A 17688-nucleotide genomic window follows, 5' to 3' on the forward strand; every position below is an offset into this window, starting at 1 on the left:
CATAGGAAGCAAGCTTCCCATGTCCTCCCGTTCGACTTGCATGTGTTAAGCACGCCGCCAGCGTTCGTCCTGAGCCAGGATCAAACTCTCCATGATATGTGAAGAGCTGATTGCTCGTTCTTACTTACATTATTGGTATACCTGTTTTGAAATCTTATTGCTAAGACCTCGCACTCTGGCGTATTGTTTCGTATCACACTGTTCAGTTTTCAAAGGCCATGCCGTCTCGCGACGACTTGTATATCTTACCAGACTCGTCCGGGCTTGTCAAGCACTTTTTTTGAAGTTCTTTTCAAGCGAACCGGCTATCCGGCCTGCCGCGGCGCCCTGCCGCAACAGCTTGTTTAGTATATCCCCTTTTTAGTCTCTTGTCAATACCTTTTTCACAAATATGCAGAACCGGCAATCGTCTGTACCTTACCAAATTTGACTTCCAGTGCCGCAGCCACCGTATATACGTGCTTAATTTACGGTATCTCTTTATGTATATAAAACGCCCAGCGATTCTAATGCTTCCTGAATGGCGTCTATGTCTTCCTGGCAAGCCGCCGTCACCAAATGCGTATGTATGCCGCCGCTGATCCGGCTTAGGAGTTCTGCCTGCGAGTCTTTCATCTTTTTGACATATTGTTTGACGTCGCGGCGCGAGCGGAGATTCAGCGTACCTTCCAGATTGCCGTACACTTCGTGTTCAATGACGACATTATGAACGACACCGCCGTTATCCACAATAGCCTCTAATTCCGCCTGCATCAATTCCATGTCATGACAGCATACAAATACATGCTGTACCCCCGGGAGAATATCGCCAATCAGCTGATAGCCCCGCGGCGTCGATACGATGCCCAGGCCTTCTGCCCGCAATATAGCCACGTCGCCGACGATGATCTGCCGGCTGACATCACACTGCTGCGAAAGCTCCGTTCCCGTAACGGCACCTTTCGCATTTGTCAAAATCTGAACGATGCGCTTTCTTCTTTCTGCACTATCCACGCGCCGCGCCTCCTTATCTTTTCCGATGCTCCCTATTGCTTTGCGCCCTGATGAGCATACAAATAATTCTTCCCCATAAAAAACCTAAAAAAATTCCCGGAATAAAGCCGATCATTTCATTGAATATCCATGACTGGCTAAAAAAAGGAAATACATAGGCTGCAAACTGAATCCCGCCGAACAGAAGCACTGCGGCGACCAATATAACCGGCGCCAACAGCAGCGGCGGACATTGGATCATATACCCGTCTTCCAACACCTGCATTAAGGGAAAACGCCGGCGAAAATATACGGAAATCCCAGCGCCGAACAAGCCTCCTAGCAGAAACCATAGCACGGCCAATGCAAAAAATACGGCAAAATAATATATAATGCCAATCCCCCACAATAAAAACACGATATAGGGTATGACGATGACAAAGGGCATACAGTTCCTCGGTCTTTGAAAATAGCAGGCATAGGTAAAAAGGATACCAGCCATAATAATTTGAAATCCAGTTAACACATCGTATGCAGGAATCATACGCTCATCTCTCCTTGCAGTCTCCATGTTGTTTTTGCACTCTTTTCCGGGAATCAATACTTATATTATAGGGTATATCAGATAAAATTTAAATACTATTGCATCGCCAGTTCGCTCCTGAAAGGCTGCTCCGCCACTGCGACGAATCATAAAGGCAAACAAAAAAAAGACCCCGACGCAAATCGAGGTCTTGACTGCCCTTAGCAGATCCTATTATAAATTGGAGAAGTCTAATGTAGCAAACAAATCATCCAGCGTTTCGGCACGACGAATCTGCGTTACGCTGCCGTCGGCATGGAGGAGCAGTTCTGCCGAACGAAGCTTGCCGTTGTAATTAAAGCCCATGGAATGGCCGTGAGCGCCTGTATCGTGAATGACGAGGACGTCGCCGTCGTTAATTTCCGGAAGGGCCCGGTCGATAGCAAATTTATCGCAGTTTTCGCAGAGCGATCCCGATACGTCATAGATATGATCCTTCGGCGCGTTTTCCTTGCCCATGACAGTGATATGGTGATACGAACCGTACATGCCGGGACGCATGAGGTTAGCCATGCAGGCGTCGACGCCAATGTATTCCTTCCAGATATGTTTATGGTGAATCGCCGTCGTGACGAGATAACCGTAAGGACCTGTAATGGCGCGGCCGCATTCAAAAGACATGCGGATATTGCCGAGACCGGCCGGAACCATGATTTCTTCGTAATGAGCCTGAATGCCCTTGCTGAGTTCATCATAATCGATGAAGGACTGTTCCGGTTTGTAGGGCAATCCAATGCCGCCGCCGAAATCGAGAAATTCGATGTCGATGCCGACGTTCTTCTGTACGTCTACAGCCAATTCAAACATCATTTTAGCTGTGTTGATTAAGCCGTTGACGTTCAATTCATTGGAAACGACCATCGTATGGAGGCCAAAATGCTTAACGCCTTTTTCTTTCAGAATACGGAATGCCTCAAAAATCTGTTCGCGCGTCATGCCGTATTTTGCTTCTTCCGGCGTACCGATGATGGCGTTGCCTTCTTTCAGCAGCGGACCGGGATTGTAACGGGCGCAAATCCATTCCGGCAGCGGGCCGTATGTTTCCAAATACTCAATCATCGTAATATCGTCCAAGTTGATGAGAGCGCCTAATTCCATCGCTTTCTTGTATTCTTCGTACGGTGTATCATTGGAAGAAAATACGATATCGTGGCCTGTAATGCCGACCTTTTCACACAATACCAATTCAGCCATAGAGCTGCAGTCCGCGCCGACGCCTTCGGCCTGAAGAAGTCTCATGAGATAGGGATTCGGCGTAGCCTTGACTGCAAAATATTCCTTGAAATCCGGAGCCCAGGAAAAAGCCTTGATCAGCTTCCGCACGTTGTCGACAATGGCTTTTTCATCATAAATATGAAAGGGCGTAGGATATTTAGCGATAATGTCGCGAATCTGCTGTTCCGTAAACGGTACTGTTTTCTTGTTCATTACATTCAACTCCATTTTATATATACAACATAATAGTAAAATTATAAATGAAACATACTTTCAATTCATTGCTTCCTTACGGCTAATATTATATAATAGCCATAGGCAATTTGTAAAATAGATTATTCTAATTTAATCAATTCGCATTTCAAATTATAAAGCAAAGGACTACCTCATGGATACTACGACACTTCGCACCTTTATCACCTTAGCGGAAATAAAGAATTTTACCAAGACGGCGCAGCAGCTCTTCGTCGCCCAATCGACCGTAACTAACCGCATCCGCGACTTGGAAACGGAACTGGGCGTCGCCTTGTTTATCCGCAATCACAAGCAAGTCGACCTGACGCCGGCCGGCTTGAAATTTCTCGAATACGCCCAGCGTTTTATCGAATTGGAAACTGCGGCGCTGCAAGATGTGCAGGCCTCTCCTACGTATGCCAAAAAAATCAATATCGGTACGACAAATACGATTTATGAGTGTCATTTACAGAAAAAAATCCGGGCCTACTTGCATACGAACCCGGACATATCCCTCGGCGTGACGATCAGCCATACCCTCGACATGCTGCAAAAATTGCAGGACGGCATGCTGGACGCCGTATTTTCATTCAGCGCCATCTTCCGCGACGGCTATATATGCCAGCCCTACCGCACGGATACGCTGGTCCTCGTCTGTCAGGCCGACGATAAGGAATACGCTTCCGGCATCTATAAAAGCGACCTGCAAAAGATCAATTATTTATTCTGCAATTTCGCCCTGCAGGGAGTCGGCCTGTATATTCAGGACTTGTTTCCCCGGTATCACCGCTTCCCTATGGAAATCGACAACAGCACCAAGCTGCCCCAATATGTAGCCGAAGGGCTGGGGTATACGTTCCTTCCCCGCAGCCTCATTGAAGACGATTTGCTGCTGGGAAAGCTGCGGGCGATTCCGCTCCTCGACTTTGCACCGCCAAAGGTCGACAGCTACTATATTACCCGCAGCCCCGGCAACGTCCCCGATTCGCTGGAAGCCTTTCTGCTGCAGCCGTAAAACTTTCATTTCCACACAAAAATAAGAGCCCCATAGAGGCTCTTATTTTTGTGCAGTATTACATATTTATGCGTGCTCCCGCTCGTTGCGGGCCGGGCATTGCGAACTATCTTTAAACCAGCGGCACGGCTTGCAGCGCCGGCAGGGCACCGGTTCCTGTCCCGCCAATATTTTTCCGGACCACGCCGGGTCAGCTAAATGGCACCGGCCTACGGCAATGCAGTCGGCGTATCCTTTTTTCAGAATCAATTCGCATTCTTCGCCGCTCTTGATATTTCCCACCGCCAGGACCGGAATCTGCACGGCTTGCTTAACGCGCGACGCGGCGTATATCTTATTGTCGAGGGGAAAATCGTCGGGCACATCGTAATTTTTCGTCCCCGTAGAAATGCTCAGCAGATCTGCGCCGGCGCTTTCTAAAGCCTTCGCCAGGTCAATCAATCCGTCTATCGTCGGATAGCCTATGCGGGCGGACACGATAAAGTCCGATCCGCAGGCTTTTTTAATATCCTGAACTAATTCGACGAGCAGGCGGATACGATTTTCAAAGGAACCGCCGTATTCGTCATCGCGCGCGCTCGTCTCGATAACCTGGCAGAGATAGTATCCATGAGCGCCTTGTAATTCGACACCGTCAAAGCCCGCTTCACGACAGCGGACTGCCGCCCGGATAAAATCCTCTTTATAGGATAAAAATTGTTCCCTGCTGATATCGGCAATGGAATTTTCGTCCATCACTTTCAAACCGACGTTGGAAATCTGGATTAAACCGACGGCTCCGCCGGCCTTGACTATCTCAGCAAGCCGCCGCAAAGGGGGAATGAAATCGTCCTTCCACAGCCCGATAGCTTCGCGCACATCCCGCATTTCCGTCACGTTGCTTCCTTCCACGACGATCATCCCGGGATTGCCGGCCGTATAGGCTTGATACCGCTGCAGCATATACTCCGTAACGTAATTTCCCGGAACCTTTTGGATAATATCGGCCATCGGCGGTATGACAATACGATTGGGCATCGTCTTGCTTCCCACGGCCAGAGGCGCCGCTGCATGGGGAAATAAGCTATTCATAGTCTCACTCCTTCAGATGTATTTTTTTTAATCATAATATAGATGTCGCCGTTCCGTCAATTTTTTATATACATGGACATCCCGGCACGCTTATATTGACATTTGTACAGCCGCTCTGTATGATATATTTAGTTTTAATTAAAACCTTATATCTGTTATCTGGTAAAAGAAAGGAACATTCCGCATGAAAATAAAAGCGATATCGCAAGCCCTCGCCCTAAGCCTGTTTCTCTGTTCTGTCGGCGGCGCGGCGTTCGCTTCCAGTACCAGCCAACCGCTGGAAGTACGTCCAACCAAAGAAATGGTACAGCTTGTTTCCAACGTCGTCTATGCTCAGGTGCCCGATCGCGGCTACGTCAGCAAAGCCATGACGATGGACGTCCTTGTCCCCTGCGGAGAGGGGCCTTATCCGGCTATCGTATACATCAACGGCGGCGGCTTTATCAACGCCAATAAAGACGGCTACATCCAGCAGCGCCTCGAACTGGCCGAGCACGGCTACGTCGTCGCCAGCATCACCTATCGCATAGCGCCTGCATCGACCTTTCCGGCTCCGCTGGAGGACGTAAAATCAGCCATCCGGTATTTACGAGCCCATGCAGACCAGTTCCATATTGACTCGCAGCACATCGGCGTCATGGGCGGTTCAGCCGGCGGGTACTTAGCAGCCTTTGCCGGCACGACAAGCGGCACTCGGCAATTTGATTCCGGTGACAACCTGGAACAAACCAGCGACGTACAGGCCGTCGTCGATTTATACGGCGTATCGGATTTGACGGCCATCGGCGCCGACTACGGCCCAGATGTACAGGAACTGCACCGTTCTCCGGCAGCTACGGAAGCCCTGTGGATAAACGGCTCTCCCGTATTCGGCGGTAAAGACGGCGGCATAGACGCCAATCCCGAAGGCGCCGCCGCAGCCAACCCTATCTCCTATATTTCAGAAAAAACGCCGCCCTTCCTCCTGATGCACGGCGACGCCGACACAGTCGTTTCGCCCAGCCAGACGGAAATCCTTCGCGCCGCTTTGGCCCAGCACAACGTCGAAGCCCAGCGCTATGTCGTTAAAGGAGCCGGTCATGGCGGAGCACTGTGGATACAGCCGGAAATCATGAAACTCATCATTGACTTTTTCGACGCCCATTTAAAATAAAGGACGCATCAGCATATCTATACTAGAAAACGAGATGACGTATATGAAAATTTTCCTTCTTCGCAATGTTTACTTTGTCCTAGGCATTATCATCAACGCCTTGGGCATAGCCCTAATCACCAAGGCAGACCTGGGGACATCGCCCATTTCCAGTGTTCCTTACGTCCTGTGTCTGCATTTCACGCCAACCTTCGGGCAGTTTACCTTTATTATGAATATGTTTTTTATTCTCGCTCAAATACTGATCCTCAGAAAACGCTTCCGCCCGATTCAGTTCTTACAAATCGGCGTAGTCGCCTTATTCAGCGTCTGCATCGACCTTTTTATGTTCCTGTTATCCTGGGTTGAACCTACGGTCTTAATATTGAAGTTAGCAGCACTCTTAGCGGGCTGTCTAATCCTGGCATTCGGCATTTGTATTGAAGTGGCTCCTAATGTGCTCATGGTTCCCGGAGAAGGCTTGGTACAAGCGATTGCCGGGACATTCCGCTGGCGCTTTGGCACCGTAAAAATTGCCTTCGATACCACATTATTTCTGATTGCCTGCTCCATGTCCTTTGCTTTTTCCGGTATAGGCAATTTCGTCGGTCTTGGCGTCGGTACGATCATTTCTATGCTGCTCGTCGGCCGTTTCGTCAATTTAGTGAATATTCGCTTTGCCTTTATTCATCGCATTTCCGCCTTAGCCGTATTGGCGGCCTGGAACAAACGGCACCATGCGTCTAACGTGTCCTGCCGCCCCACATCGCATTAATATGCAAAATATTTTCCCACACACAACAGGGCGTCGAATGAAACGATCATCATTCGGCGCCCTGGTTTTATATACTCTATTGACAACGGTATATTCTGCCATAGTCTCCGCCCATCCCGTCATCAACATGAGTATAAAGCCCGCATTGACGACGCGCACGAATAGCTGCAGCAGTTGTCACATATGCAAAAAAACCGGAAACTCACGTCTCCGGTTTTAAGTGGCATATGTAATTACTGCGCTTTGGCAACGTCTACCAATTTAGCGAAGGCAGCTGCATCGTTGACAGCCAAGTCAGCCAGCATCTTACGGTCAACGATAACGCCGGCTTTCGTAAGGCCGCAGATGAAACGGCTGTAGCTCATGCCCTGAGCGCGGGCTGCTGCGTTGATACGGGCAATCCACAATTTACGGAATTCGCGTTTCTTGGCGCGGCGGTCACGGCGAGCGTAAAACAGAGCTTTCATTACGCTTTCATTAGCTTTTTTGAACAGACGGCTGCGGGTACCGCGGTAGCCTTTAGCCATTTTTAAGATTTTTTTATGACGAGCGTGTGCTGTAACGCCAACTTTAATTCTAGCCATTCTTAAGTTCCTCCAAATCTATACTAAATATATAAGCTTCTATTAGATGTACGGGCACATTTTGCGAACTGCTTCGTTCATCGTCTTGGAAACGAGCGTAGCTTTTCTCAGGTTACGTTTACGTTTCGGAGATTTGGATTCCAAAATGTGGCTCTTATACGGTTTCATGCGTTTGAATTTACCAGTACCAGTAGTTGTAAAACGTTTTGCCGCTGCACGGCGTGTTTTTAATTTCGGCATAATATATAAATCCTCCTCTTACTTCCCTTTAACGGCAGCGATGACCATCGTCATGTTTCTGCCTTCAATTTTAGGTTCTTTTTCTACGCGGGCGGTTTCTTTGAGCTCATCAGCAAAACGCATCAGCAGGTCTCGGCCCAACTCCGGATGGCTCATTTCCCGACCACGGAACATGATGGTAACCTTTACTTTGCTTCCTTCGCTCAAGAAACGCTGCGCAGCCTTCATCTTGACGTAAAAATCATGATCTTCAATGTTAGGACGTAATTTTACTTCCTTCATGATTAATACTTTCTGCTTCTTCTTGGCTTCTTTTTCCCGTTTTTGCTGTTCATACCGATATTTGCCGTAGTTCATGATGCGGCATACGGGCGGTTTGCCATTCGGTGCAACTTCTACTAAATCCATATGGCGTTCTTCCGCAATCTGGCGGGCAGAACGGAGAGACATTACACCAAGCTGTTCGTTAGTATCGCTGACCACGCGGACTTCACGGGCTCGAATCTGATCGTTGATACGCAATTCCTTACTAATTGCCTTTCACCTCCATAAAAAAAGAACGGACAGCATAACACTATCCGCTCGACTGATTCCTCATAAACCTTAGTAACACGAAAGCCATGTAAGGTGAGAAGCGGATAGCTTCTGCTTTATTTTCAACAAATGTAAGTATAGCAGGTTTATCTGCTGTTGTCAAGAAAAATCAGGTACAAAAAAAGAACCTGCCGAAACAGATTCTTTCTTCATTATGGCGGAGAGCGTGGGATTTGAACCCACGATAGAGCTTTAGCCCTATACATGATTTCCAATCATGCTCCTTCAGCCGCTCGGACAGCTCTCCATGGCTTACACATTGTTTTCCATTATTCAATTTCTGATGCTCTCGGGATCAGCATCCAATGTGTAAAATATGGTCGGGGCGACAGGATTTGAACCTGCGACCTCTTAGTCCCGAACCAAGCGCGCTACCAAACTGCGCTACGCCCCGTCACCTGACTTGTATATAATACCACATCCAGGAGAAATGTCAAGGAAAAAAATAAAAAATGTGCCGGAGAGAGCAAACTTTTTTTACAGTTTGTCTCCCGGCATAGTACGTCCGCAGATACGGCCTTTGCCGTCGCCTTATGCGGCAGCTGCGTCCTGCCGATTATGGACGTGTTTCCAAATAAATCCTCCGGCTAAGGTGACAACCAGCAGCGTCGCCTTGACTTCCGACGGATACGCCGCAATAAACGAGACATATTCGGCCAGATAATGGTCCGTCGCCAGCATGCCGCCGGCAGCCCAGCCCAAAATCGCGCCGCCGATGTACATCAATATGGGGAACTTGTTCATGACCTTGACGACGATGGTGCTGCCAAAGATGATAATTGGCACGGATATGAGCATCCCGAAGATGAGCAGTCCCCAGTGGTTGCCCGTAACGCCAACAATCCCCAACACGTTGTCCAAGCTCATGAGCGCATCGGCCAGAATAATCGTCCGGACCGCCGCCCACAGAGAATCCTTCGCTTCGACTTTCACATCTTCCTCTTCATTGCGGGCTCCGATGAGCTTGATGCCGATGCCGATGAGCAGTATGCCGCCGACAGTCTTCAAGAAGGGAATATGGAAGAGCCAGGAAACAATAAAGGCCAAGGTAAACCGCAGGACAATGGCCCCAATCGTGCCGTATATAATAGCCCTCTTCTGCAAATGGGGCGGCAAGTTTTTCGCAGCCATGCCGATGACGATGGAATTATCGCCGCCAAGGGCCAAGTCGATCAAGATAACCTGGGCCACAATGCTGAAATCAAATAATAACGTCGCTTCTAACGCGTCCACAATGCATCCTCCTCATGATACAACATAACAGCTCCATTATAGTCGAAAAGGATGGGCAATACAAGTAAAATCGCAGAAAAGAAGCGCCCTCAAAAGAGCGCCTCTCTCATGACAGCCAATCTGATTATTCTTTAACGATAACCGATACGCCGTCGGGAATAACTGTAATTTTCGGTTCTGATACGCCTTTAGCAGTGACAATAGCCTTAGCCATAGCCAGCGCTTCATCAATGCTGGCGGCATATTTCATATGCATAGCTTCTACCATGTCTTTCGGCGCTTCCGTTACCATGATAATGGTATATTTCAGCAGCATGCGCAGAAGAATCTGCGATTCCCACTGGTCAAAGACCGTTTCGTTCCGGCCGCGGGCCAGGATGTCATCCATCGCTTTCTGTATGTCCGCCGCATCCTTCAGCGTGTTGTAAAAATCTTCGCCGCCATGGCCGTCGGAGCAAGCCGATACGTCAATGATAACACCGCCTTCTTTGCATGTCGCTTCCGCAGCAGTCATGCCCTTGACAGACTGGTAAATATTCTGATCCAGCGGATATCCGCCGTTTGTCGTAACGACAATATCTGCCGGCACAGGTTTCACGCCAGCAAGCTTCATTTCAAAGTCAACGCCGGCGTAATGAGCCTTTTCACTGTCTCCGGCAAAGGCTGCAATGACCTTCTTATCAGCGTCGATTACGACGTTGCAGATAAAGGCTAATTTAGCGGCTTTGGCAGCGTACAGCATGTCCTGATGAATCGGGTTGCCTTCCAATACGCCCGTGCGGGCATAGGGGCTGTTGATAAATTCCGAGCAATGGTTTGCCAGTACCGTAATCTTGCTGGCAATGCCCGGAAGGACGGATTTGCGGCCGCCTGACATACCGGCAAAGAAATGAGGTTCAATAAATCCTTCAGCAATAAGCAAATCCGTATGAGCCGCCGCTTTATTGATGAGGCATTCGCCGCCAGACGGCAAGGTGCCGATACTGACCATATCTTCATCCTTACGGCTGTCATGGATGACGAATGTTTCATGATCGGCAATTTCCTTGCCGTATTTCGCTACCAGCTCTTCATGCGTCGTAGGACGATGCATCCCCGTAGCAATCAGTATCGTAATGGCGATATCCGGATTCCCCTTCCGCAATTCAGCCAGCAGCTGCGGCATGATAACATGGCTCGGGACGGGTCGCGTATGGTCGCTGGATATGATCGTGCACGTCTTTTTGCCTTTGGCCAGCTCGCTTAATTTCGGGCTGCCAATTGGATTTGCCAACGCGTCGGCTACCAATTCCGCTTCCGATTTCGGCGCTTTATATTCATGGGCATGAGACAGCAGTACACCTGCGACTTGTTCATCTGGCAGAGAAAAGGTAATCTTTTCCTTACCAAAAGGAATTGAAAAGTTTTTCATGATGCAATTCACCCTTTCTGTATTCCAACAACCATGTATAATTGTCGAAATTCATCACTTATTGTTTTAGCAATAATATACATTCTCATTATAATGGCTCAATACGTCCATTTTGAAAATAGTCCGTATACTACAAAAGGTAAAACCGAAACCGGTTTTACCTTTTGTATATATCTCAGTTATGAACTTTTAGATTATTCTTCTACAGGAACTTCGTCGTTGATGCTGACAACTTTGCCCGGGTTCATGATATTCTTCGGGTCAAGAGCTTTCTTAACAGCTTTCATCAGCTTCATTTCGATCGGGTTCGTGTATTTAGACATCAATGCAGCGCGTTTGTAGCCAATGCCGTGTTCGCCGGAGAGACGGCCGCCCAGGTTGTATACGAGTTCGTAAATTTCGCTCTGGATCTGCGGAAGCATTTCTTCCCATTCTTCCTGCGTACGGTCATCTTTCAGGATGTCGATATGAACGTTGCCGTCGCCGCAGTGGCCAGCGCAGTGCATAGCTACGTTGTATTTGTCAGCCAAGCGGGAGATCTGCTGTACAGCCTGCGGAATATCGGTCATCGGAACAACGATATCTTCCATGGAGAATACTAAGCTGCGAGCGCGGTCAGCTTCGAGGTATGCTTTACGGGATTTCCAGATAACAGCCGGGTTAGCAACCAATACGTCGAGGGCATTGTTTTCACGAGCCAATTCGTCGATCTTTTCGCACTGTTCGTCGAGGATATCTTCGCTGTCGCCGGCAATCTGAACGATGATGTAGTTGCCGATATCGGAATGCTGCAGTTTTTCGTTCAAGAAGATTTCAACCTGCTTGATGGAAGCGTTGTCCATGAATTCTACGCAGACCGGAGTAATACCAGCATTCATGATCTTCGGCGTCAATGCGATAGCGTCGTCGAGATTGTCGAATACTGCCAAGAGGTCCATCTGGTATTTCGGCAAAGCAACCAATTTCAGGTAAATCTTTGTGATAATGCCGAGGGTACCTTCAGAACCAATGTACAAGTGCATGAGCATGTAGCCCGTTGCGTTTTTACGGAATTTGCCGCCCAATGTAACGACTTCGCCGCTCGGAGTAACGACTTCGATACCCATAACCTGATCGCGGGTTACGCCATATTTAACAGCACGGTTGCCGCCGGCGTTCGTTGCAACGTTGCCGCCGATGAAGCAGGAGTCCCCGCTGCAGGGGTCGCCGCCGTAGAAGAGGCCTTCTTCTTTAACAGCGTTCTGGAGAACAGTCGTCGTAACGCCCGCTTCTGTAACGCAAACCATGTTCTGTTTGTCGATTTCGAGGATTTTGTTCATGCGTTCGATGGAAATGATAACGCCGCCGAACGTAGCAACAGCACCAGCTGCCAAGCCTGTGCCGGCTGCACGCGGTACCATTACGATATCGTTGTCATAGCACAGTTTAACGACTTTGGAAACTTCTTCCGTCGTAGCCGGCAATACAACGACCTGAGGCATCTTCATATAATGGGGGTCGGTTACTTCGTCATGAGAATACGGTTCGAGCTTGTCAGCATCCGTATACACGAATTTTTCGCCAACGATTTTTTTGAACTCTTCAATAAGTTCCGGTGTAACTTTACCTTTTGCCATAATACATAACCTCCAACATAAAATAATGATGACTGACATCTATCACTTTAACCGTTTCCGGTATAAAGAGCGCGTGATTGCTGCCTGTCAAAATTCCGCCGTAACGGAATCTTATACAACGTAACCAGCGTTTTCGAGGAAAAATAACTTTAATAGTATATCTCAGTTCTTTCCCTCTTTCGTGTCTTATTATACCGCATTCATTACAAAGTGTAAATTACATTTAGACATTTCACACATATATCTTTCGAATTATGAATCGGTCAGTTATTACATTATATCATGCTAACGTTTTATTTTTAAAATCTACATCATTACTCATAATATTTTAAGGTATGTGATTTTTTTCTCAAATAATACATGACTTTATGTAATTTTCATTATTCATTTTTCATTAAATAGCATACACTTTTTATGCTGTGAGTCCCTGTCAAAAAAACAGCACGCCATCGGCAATATGGCATGTTGTTTTATCGTTAAAAGTATATATAGTCTACATCGTTTTATTCTTTTCCGCTGACGCAATGACCGCTTCTGCAACGGCCGCCCGGAAGCCCCTCTGTTCCAGAGCTAATACTGCCTCTATCGTCGTACCGCCGGGCGAGCATACGTCGTCTTTCAATTTTCCCGGATGCATGCCGCTTTCCAGCACCATCTTGGCTGCACCTAATACGGTCTGAGCGGCAAAGGTATAGGCCGTATGGCGAGGCATTCCTTCCAGCACGGCGCCGTCTGCCAAGGCTTCGATAAACATATATACGTAAGCCGGAGCGCTGCCGCTGACGCCGCATACGGCGTCAATCAAGCGTTCTTCCATGATTTCAGCCTTTCCGAAGCTGCGGAATATATCGAGCACGGCCTGTACGTCATCTTCCGCCGCATAGGCGTTCGGCGATACGGAGGCCATGCCTTCGCCGACCATCGACGGCGTATTGGGCATTACGCGGACGATCTTAGCCCGTTCCGGCAGGCATCCCGCTAAACGGTCCAGCGTCAGGCCGGCGGCAATCGAAATAATCACCGTATCGTCTTTCACGTAGTCCCGTACTTCTTCCAACGACGACGGCAGGATGTGCGGCTTGACTGCCATAATAAGCCCTTGCGAACGTTCGGCTAACTCCGCCGCGGAATAAACGACGGAGGCGCCCGTTTCATCGGCTAAGGCCTGCGCTTTTGCGCTGTGAATATTGTATAACAGGATATTCCCCGGTTCTACCAATCCGGATGCAGCTAATCCTTTTACAATGGCCCGGCCCATATTGCCGGTACCGCAAATTCCGATAGTCTTAAACATGATTTCTACCTTCTTTCTGTTTTATGGCGTCTGTTGTTGCAGCTTACCTCTATTGTATATAAAACTTCCGCCGTCATAAAGAAAAATATCGGCATTTCTGACAGAAATTTCAATGCCTTACCCATTATTTTACGGGCCGTTCACGCCAATATGAAGAAGCCAGTTCTGTAACCGTTTCCGAAAAGGCCGAACCATCCGTCGCCGTATAATGAGCTGTCGCCTTTAATACGTGGCGGAAGCCGAGGTACAGCAGGGGGACGTTGATGTATACCAGCACGATATTGGCCAAGTCGGAAAAGGCCCATAAGTTGCTCAAGTCATATCCTGCCAGCTGCACCGTAATGCCGAAGGCCGAAACGACGATCCCTAAGGACCGGACAAAGTTGGCGGCAAAACGGCTGCGGCTGATGCGGTTGACGGCAATTTCAGAAAAGGTGATCATGCCAATCATCGTCGTATACGCAAATAAGCCGAAGCACAACGCCAACAAAAACAAGATGACCGATGTAATGCCCGACGGCGTCAATACATGAACGGACAACAAGAATTTAGGCAGCTGCCCCGCCGCGGCCCAGGCTTCCGGAGCCGCAGTCCAGGCATGGGCCATAATGACGACAAAACCTGTCATCGTGCAAATCACATGCGTATCTAATAGCACTCCCAAGGCGGCAATCATCCCCTGCTCACAGGGATGCTTGGCGTCGGCTGCAGCCGCCGACATCGTAATCGTCCCCTGGCCGGCTTCGTTGGACATCAATCCCCTTTTTATCCCCTGTACCAATACGGTACCAAACAAGCCGCCAAATACGGCATCCGGCTGAAAGGCTCCGCCTAGGACAGCGCTGAAGAAATAGGGCACGCTGTTTACATTGGCAAAAACCAAGGCCAATACGGTCACGACATACACGACCGCCATAATGGGAACCAGCTTATTATTCGCGCTGGATACCCGTTTGATTCCCCCAAAAGCCATAACAGCCGCTACGAGCAGGACGATACACGCCGCCGCCACGTAAAAGGCCGACATCGCCGCAATGGGATGGCCTGCCGCCAGCTCGCCCATAGCACCGATCGAAGACACGACGTTAAAGGACTGCGCCGGCAGACAAAACATGGCGTAGAAAATATAAACGCCTGATAATATCGTACCGATCCACGCCTTATTTCCCAACAGCCGCCGGCCGTAGAAGGGCATGCCGCCGACAAACTCCTCTCCCTTTCGTTCCTTGCAGAGCTGAGCCAGCGTCGCTTCCGTATAGGCCATAGCCATTCCAAAGAACGCAGAAACCCACATCCAAAACAACGCACCTGGACCGCCGACGGAAATGGCCCCTGTCACGCCGAGAATATTTCCCGGCCCGACGCGCATAGCCGAGCTCAGGAAAAACGCAGCCAGCGGCGATATGCCCGTCGAAGCGGCGCGGCGGTGAATCAAGAGATTCATCCCTCTTTTAAACTGCCGGACTTGGATAAAGCCCAATCGGATGGAAAAATAAATCCCCGTGCCAACCAAGACAATAACAGCCAGCGAAAAACTGCCGAATACGGGAATGGCTTTATACCACTCCCAATTTGTCGGAACTTCCCATAAAAAATCAGATATAGCCGCTACGATAGAAAGAACCGAATTTAGTTGTTCAAAAAACTCCTTCATGCCCATCCCCCTCATAGAAAAAGCCGGTATAGTAACATCCTATACCGGCCTGCATAGACGTGATTATTGTTTTGCGCCCGTTGCTTCTACAGCAGATTTAATTTTAGCTGCCAGCCCCGTGATTTTGGCTTTAGATACGGAGCAAACGGCGAGGCGAACGCCCTTGCCAAGGGGAACTAAGAAGATATTTTCCTTTTCCAGCAAATCGCAGACAGCCTGAGAACCTTCCATAGGAATGGTGATGAAGAAGCCAGACAAGTACGGCAGGTATTTCAGACCGCATTCCTGCGCTTCTTTCATGAAGATATCGGCCCGTTCTTTAATAAGGGCGAAGTATTTAGCCCGTTCGGCGTCTAATTCGGCGACTTTAGCCGGATCTTTGCAAATATTAGCCATGGCTTTCATCGCGGCGCTGTTGGAATTAGACCAGGTTGCGCGGCTTGTATACTGATTAATAGCTACAAATTCGTTAGCAATATCTTCGTTAGCCGTCACGCAGATCATAGCGCCCATGCGCTGACCATACATGGTAAAGCCTTTGCTGCATGTATAAGCAACTACGACGAGAATATTATCCGGCAAGTTTCCAAATTTCTTGAAGAACTTGCGGCATTCTTTCTTTTCTCCGCTGTAGTCTAAATATGCAACGTCAGGAACGAGAATAATATTTTTATCCTTACCGGCAACGACGTCTTTCAAGAAAGCCAATACCGTATCCCAATCATCCGAGGACAAGGCAAAGCCCGTCGGGTTGTTCGCCGGCGAATTCATGATGATAACCGTATTGTACTGCTTTGCCACCATGTCTTCTACATGTTCCTTAAAGCTGGCGAAATTGAATTTTCCGTCTGAGCCGATCAATTCAAATTCCCGCAGATGGCGGCCGTTGTCATTGCACATGGAGCCATAGGCACCCCAATGCCAGTCGCTGGTCAGGATGTCGTCGCCCCATTCGGAATAGTTATGAATGACGTGATGGAGGACGCCGGAACCGCCGGAGGTTGCGCAAGCGCGGATGTAGCCTTCCGGACGGGATTCGCCAAAGCATTGGTCAATAACTGCATCCAAATAATCAGGATACCCCTGAATCGGCGCATACGCCACGATTTCTTTCGGCGTCAAGGCCTTGAACGCTTCTTCTACCACGTGAAGCATGACCAAATTGCCGTCTTCGTCCAAAATAGAGCCGACTGTGCCATTAATAACCTTGTCTGCCCCTAAGGTTTCAGCTAAGGCAACAGCCCGATTGTTAGCTCCAAAAATTTTATCTTCTGCACTCTTGCCTTTGGCCTGAGGTGCAGCGACGCTTTTTACCATAACAATCAACTCCTCTTTTTTATTACATACACATTTATACCACAAGAAAAGCAATCTGACAATAAAAGCTTAATCATCAGATATATGTATTCAAAATACAAGAAAAAACATGGATAAGATGGCGTGGGAAATAAAAGAATATTGTTTTATACAGATACATGATATGATTAAATCACATGTTTTGATGATACGCACTATGGAGATTTGTAAAGGATAGAAAGATAGCTATATAATCGAAGGTATACAAAAAGAACGCATATATGTCGTATACGTCTACTGGTAACGGTCGCCGCGCCTATCAGTCGGATCTGCACACATGAATACTTCTTCATGACATGTGCTGCTTACGCACGGACCCGACATAAGCGACTTACACTCGTTTACGTGTCGTGTCTATCTGTTTAGGGTATCTCCATCAGGGCTTCGAATCGGTAGCCTTTGCAACGTGGGCCTATCGCTCTTCTATCTCATGTGTCCCGATTTGAAGTAAGCGACTCACGCGCGTCGCTTCGCTCCTTCAAACGGTGTTTCCTGCTTATGTTTATCCCAGGAACCTGGAAGGATAGGAAGCCGCCATATACAAAAAAAGAACGCATACATGATGTATACGTCTCCTGCTGACGGTCGTCTCACCTATCAGTCGGGTCTGCACACATGAATACTTCTTCATGACATGTGCTGCTTACGCACGGACCCGACATAAGCGATTCGCACAGTTTTGCGCGTCGCTGCCGCTCCTTCAAAACTG

Annotated in this window: 16 protein-coding genes, 2 tRNA genes, 1 rRNA gene and 1 other annotated feature; of the genes, 3 read left to right on the top strand and 16 right to left on the bottom strand. The window is 48.5% G+C overall.

The genetic code is table 11. The annotated features are described in order from the left end of the window. The 4 genes from CJ260_RS11915 to CJ260_RS11930 form a co-directional block, all read right to left on the bottom strand. Positions 1 to 96, bottom strand: a 16S ribosomal RNA gene (locus CJ260_RS11915); the annotation flags it as partial. Positions 97 to 480: 384 nt separating this feature from the next. Further along, on the bottom strand, positions 481 to 993 hold the full coding sequence (locus CJ260_RS11920; RefSeq protein ID WP_087478764.1) for a transcription repressor NadR: 513 nt from the start codon (positions 991 to 993) through the stop codon (positions 481 to 483). Positions 994 to 1006: 13 nt separating this feature from the next. Beyond that, the gene (locus CJ260_RS11925; protein ID WP_087478765.1) at positions 1007 to 1516 is read right to left on the bottom strand and encodes a hypothetical protein; all 510 of its coding nucleotides are present in this window, start codon (positions 1514 to 1516) and stop codon (positions 1007 to 1009) included. Between the two features lie 213 nt (positions 1517 to 1729). Continuing rightward, a complete protein-coding gene (locus CJ260_RS11930) occupies positions 1730 to 2983 on the bottom strand; it encodes a diaminopimelate decarboxylase (protein WP_087478766.1) in 1254 nt (417 codons plus the stop codon). Positions 2984 to 3158: 175 nt separating this feature from the next. Here CJ260_RS11930 and CJ260_RS11935 point away from each other — a divergent pair, with 175 nt between their 5' ends. Next, positions 3159 to 4019, top strand: coding sequence for a LysR family transcriptional regulator (locus tag CJ260_RS11935; protein ID WP_087478767.1), 861 nt, complete (start codon positions 3159 to 3161; stop codon positions 4017 to 4019). 66 nt (positions 4020 to 4085) lie between these two features. Here CJ260_RS11935 and CJ260_RS11940 read toward each other — a convergent pair whose 3' ends face one another. Next, positions 4086 to 5090: a tRNA-dihydrouridine synthase gene (locus tag CJ260_RS11940; protein ID WP_087478768.1), complete on the bottom strand. Its 1005-nt coding sequence runs from the start codon at positions 5088 to 5090 to the stop codon at positions 4086 to 4088. Between the two features lie 184 nt (positions 5091 to 5274). On the opposite strand from CJ260_RS11940, the gene CJ260_RS11945 reads away from it, so the two are divergent. Together CJ260_RS11945 and CJ260_RS11950 are read left to right on the top strand one after the other, a co-directional pair. After that, entirely contained in the window at positions 5275 to 6243 is a 969-nt protein-coding gene (locus tag CJ260_RS11945) for an alpha/beta hydrolase (RefSeq protein ID WP_087478769.1), read from the top strand. Positions 6244 to 6286: 43 nt separating this feature from the next. Then, entirely contained in the window at positions 6287 to 6997 is a 711-nt protein-coding gene (locus CJ260_RS11950) for a YitT family protein (protein ID WP_095630369.1), read from the top strand. A gap of 233 nt (positions 6998 to 7230) precedes the next feature. Here CJ260_RS11950 and rplT read toward each other — a convergent pair whose 3' ends face one another. The 11 genes from rplT to CJ260_RS12005 form a co-directional block, all read right to left on the bottom strand. Beyond that, positions 7231 to 7581, bottom strand: coding sequence for a 50S ribosomal protein L20 (gene rplT, locus CJ260_RS11955; RefSeq protein ID WP_087478771.1), 351 nt, complete (start codon positions 7579 to 7581; stop codon positions 7231 to 7233). A 42-nt stretch (positions 7582 to 7623) separates the two neighbouring features. After that, the gene (gene rpmI / locus CJ260_RS11960) at positions 7624 to 7821 is read right to left on the bottom strand and encodes a 50S ribosomal protein L35 (protein ID WP_087478772.1); all 198 of its coding nucleotides are present in this window, start codon (positions 7819 to 7821) and stop codon (positions 7624 to 7626) included. Between the two features lie 18 nt (positions 7822 to 7839). Next, on the bottom strand, positions 7840 to 8343 hold the full coding sequence (gene infC / locus CJ260_RS11965) for a translation initiation factor IF-3 (protein ID WP_087478773.1): 504 nt from the start codon (positions 8341 to 8343) through the stop codon (positions 7840 to 7842). Positions 8344 to 8366: 23 nt separating this feature from the next. Next, positions 8367 to 8478 (bottom strand) — a sequence feature (ribosomal protein L20 leader region). 92 nt (positions 8479 to 8570) lie between these two features. Further along, a tRNA-Ser gene (locus tag CJ260_RS11970) sits at positions 8571 to 8662 on the bottom strand. Positions 8663 to 8732: 70 nt separating this feature from the next. Beyond that, positions 8733 to 8809: transfer RNA gene (locus CJ260_RS11975), tRNA-Pro, on the bottom strand. A gap of 137 nt (positions 8810 to 8946) precedes the next feature. After that, entirely contained in the window at positions 8947 to 9648 is a 702-nt protein-coding gene (locus tag CJ260_RS11980) for a TerC family protein (RefSeq protein WP_095630370.1), read from the bottom strand. A 124-nt stretch (positions 9649 to 9772) separates the two neighbouring features. Next, positions 9773 to 11059: a nickel-dependent lactate racemase gene (gene larA, locus CJ260_RS11985; protein ID WP_087478775.1), complete on the bottom strand. Its 1287-nt coding sequence runs from the start codon at positions 11057 to 11059 to the stop codon at positions 9773 to 9775. A 194-nt stretch (positions 11060 to 11253) separates the two neighbouring features. Then, positions 11254 to 12675: an FAD-binding oxidoreductase gene (locus CJ260_RS11990; protein WP_087478776.1), complete on the bottom strand. Its 1422-nt coding sequence runs from the start codon at positions 12673 to 12675 to the stop codon at positions 11254 to 11256. Positions 12676 to 13168: 493 nt separating this feature from the next. Beyond that, complete coding sequence (proC, locus tag CJ260_RS11995) at positions 13169 to 13969, bottom strand: pyrroline-5-carboxylate reductase (RefSeq protein WP_095630371.1); 801 nt, start codon at positions 13967 to 13969, stop codon at positions 13169 to 13171. Positions 13970 to 14093: 124 nt separating this feature from the next. Next, on the bottom strand, positions 14094 to 15623 hold the full coding sequence (locus CJ260_RS12000; RefSeq protein ID WP_095630372.1) for a sodium:alanine symporter family protein: 1530 nt from the start codon (positions 15621 to 15623) through the stop codon (positions 14094 to 14096). Between the two features lie 63 nt (positions 15624 to 15686). Beyond that, complete coding sequence (locus tag CJ260_RS12005; RefSeq protein ID WP_087478779.1) at positions 15687 to 16940, bottom strand: pyridoxal phosphate-dependent aminotransferase; 1254 nt, start codon at positions 16938 to 16940, stop codon at positions 15687 to 15689. Positions 16941 to 17688 lie beyond the last annotated feature (748 nt).

Source organism: Megasphaera sp. ASD88 (assembly GCF_002287425.1).
Taxonomy (GTDB): domain Bacteria; phylum Bacillota; class Negativicutes; order Veillonellales; family Megasphaeraceae; genus Megasphaera; species Megasphaera stantonii.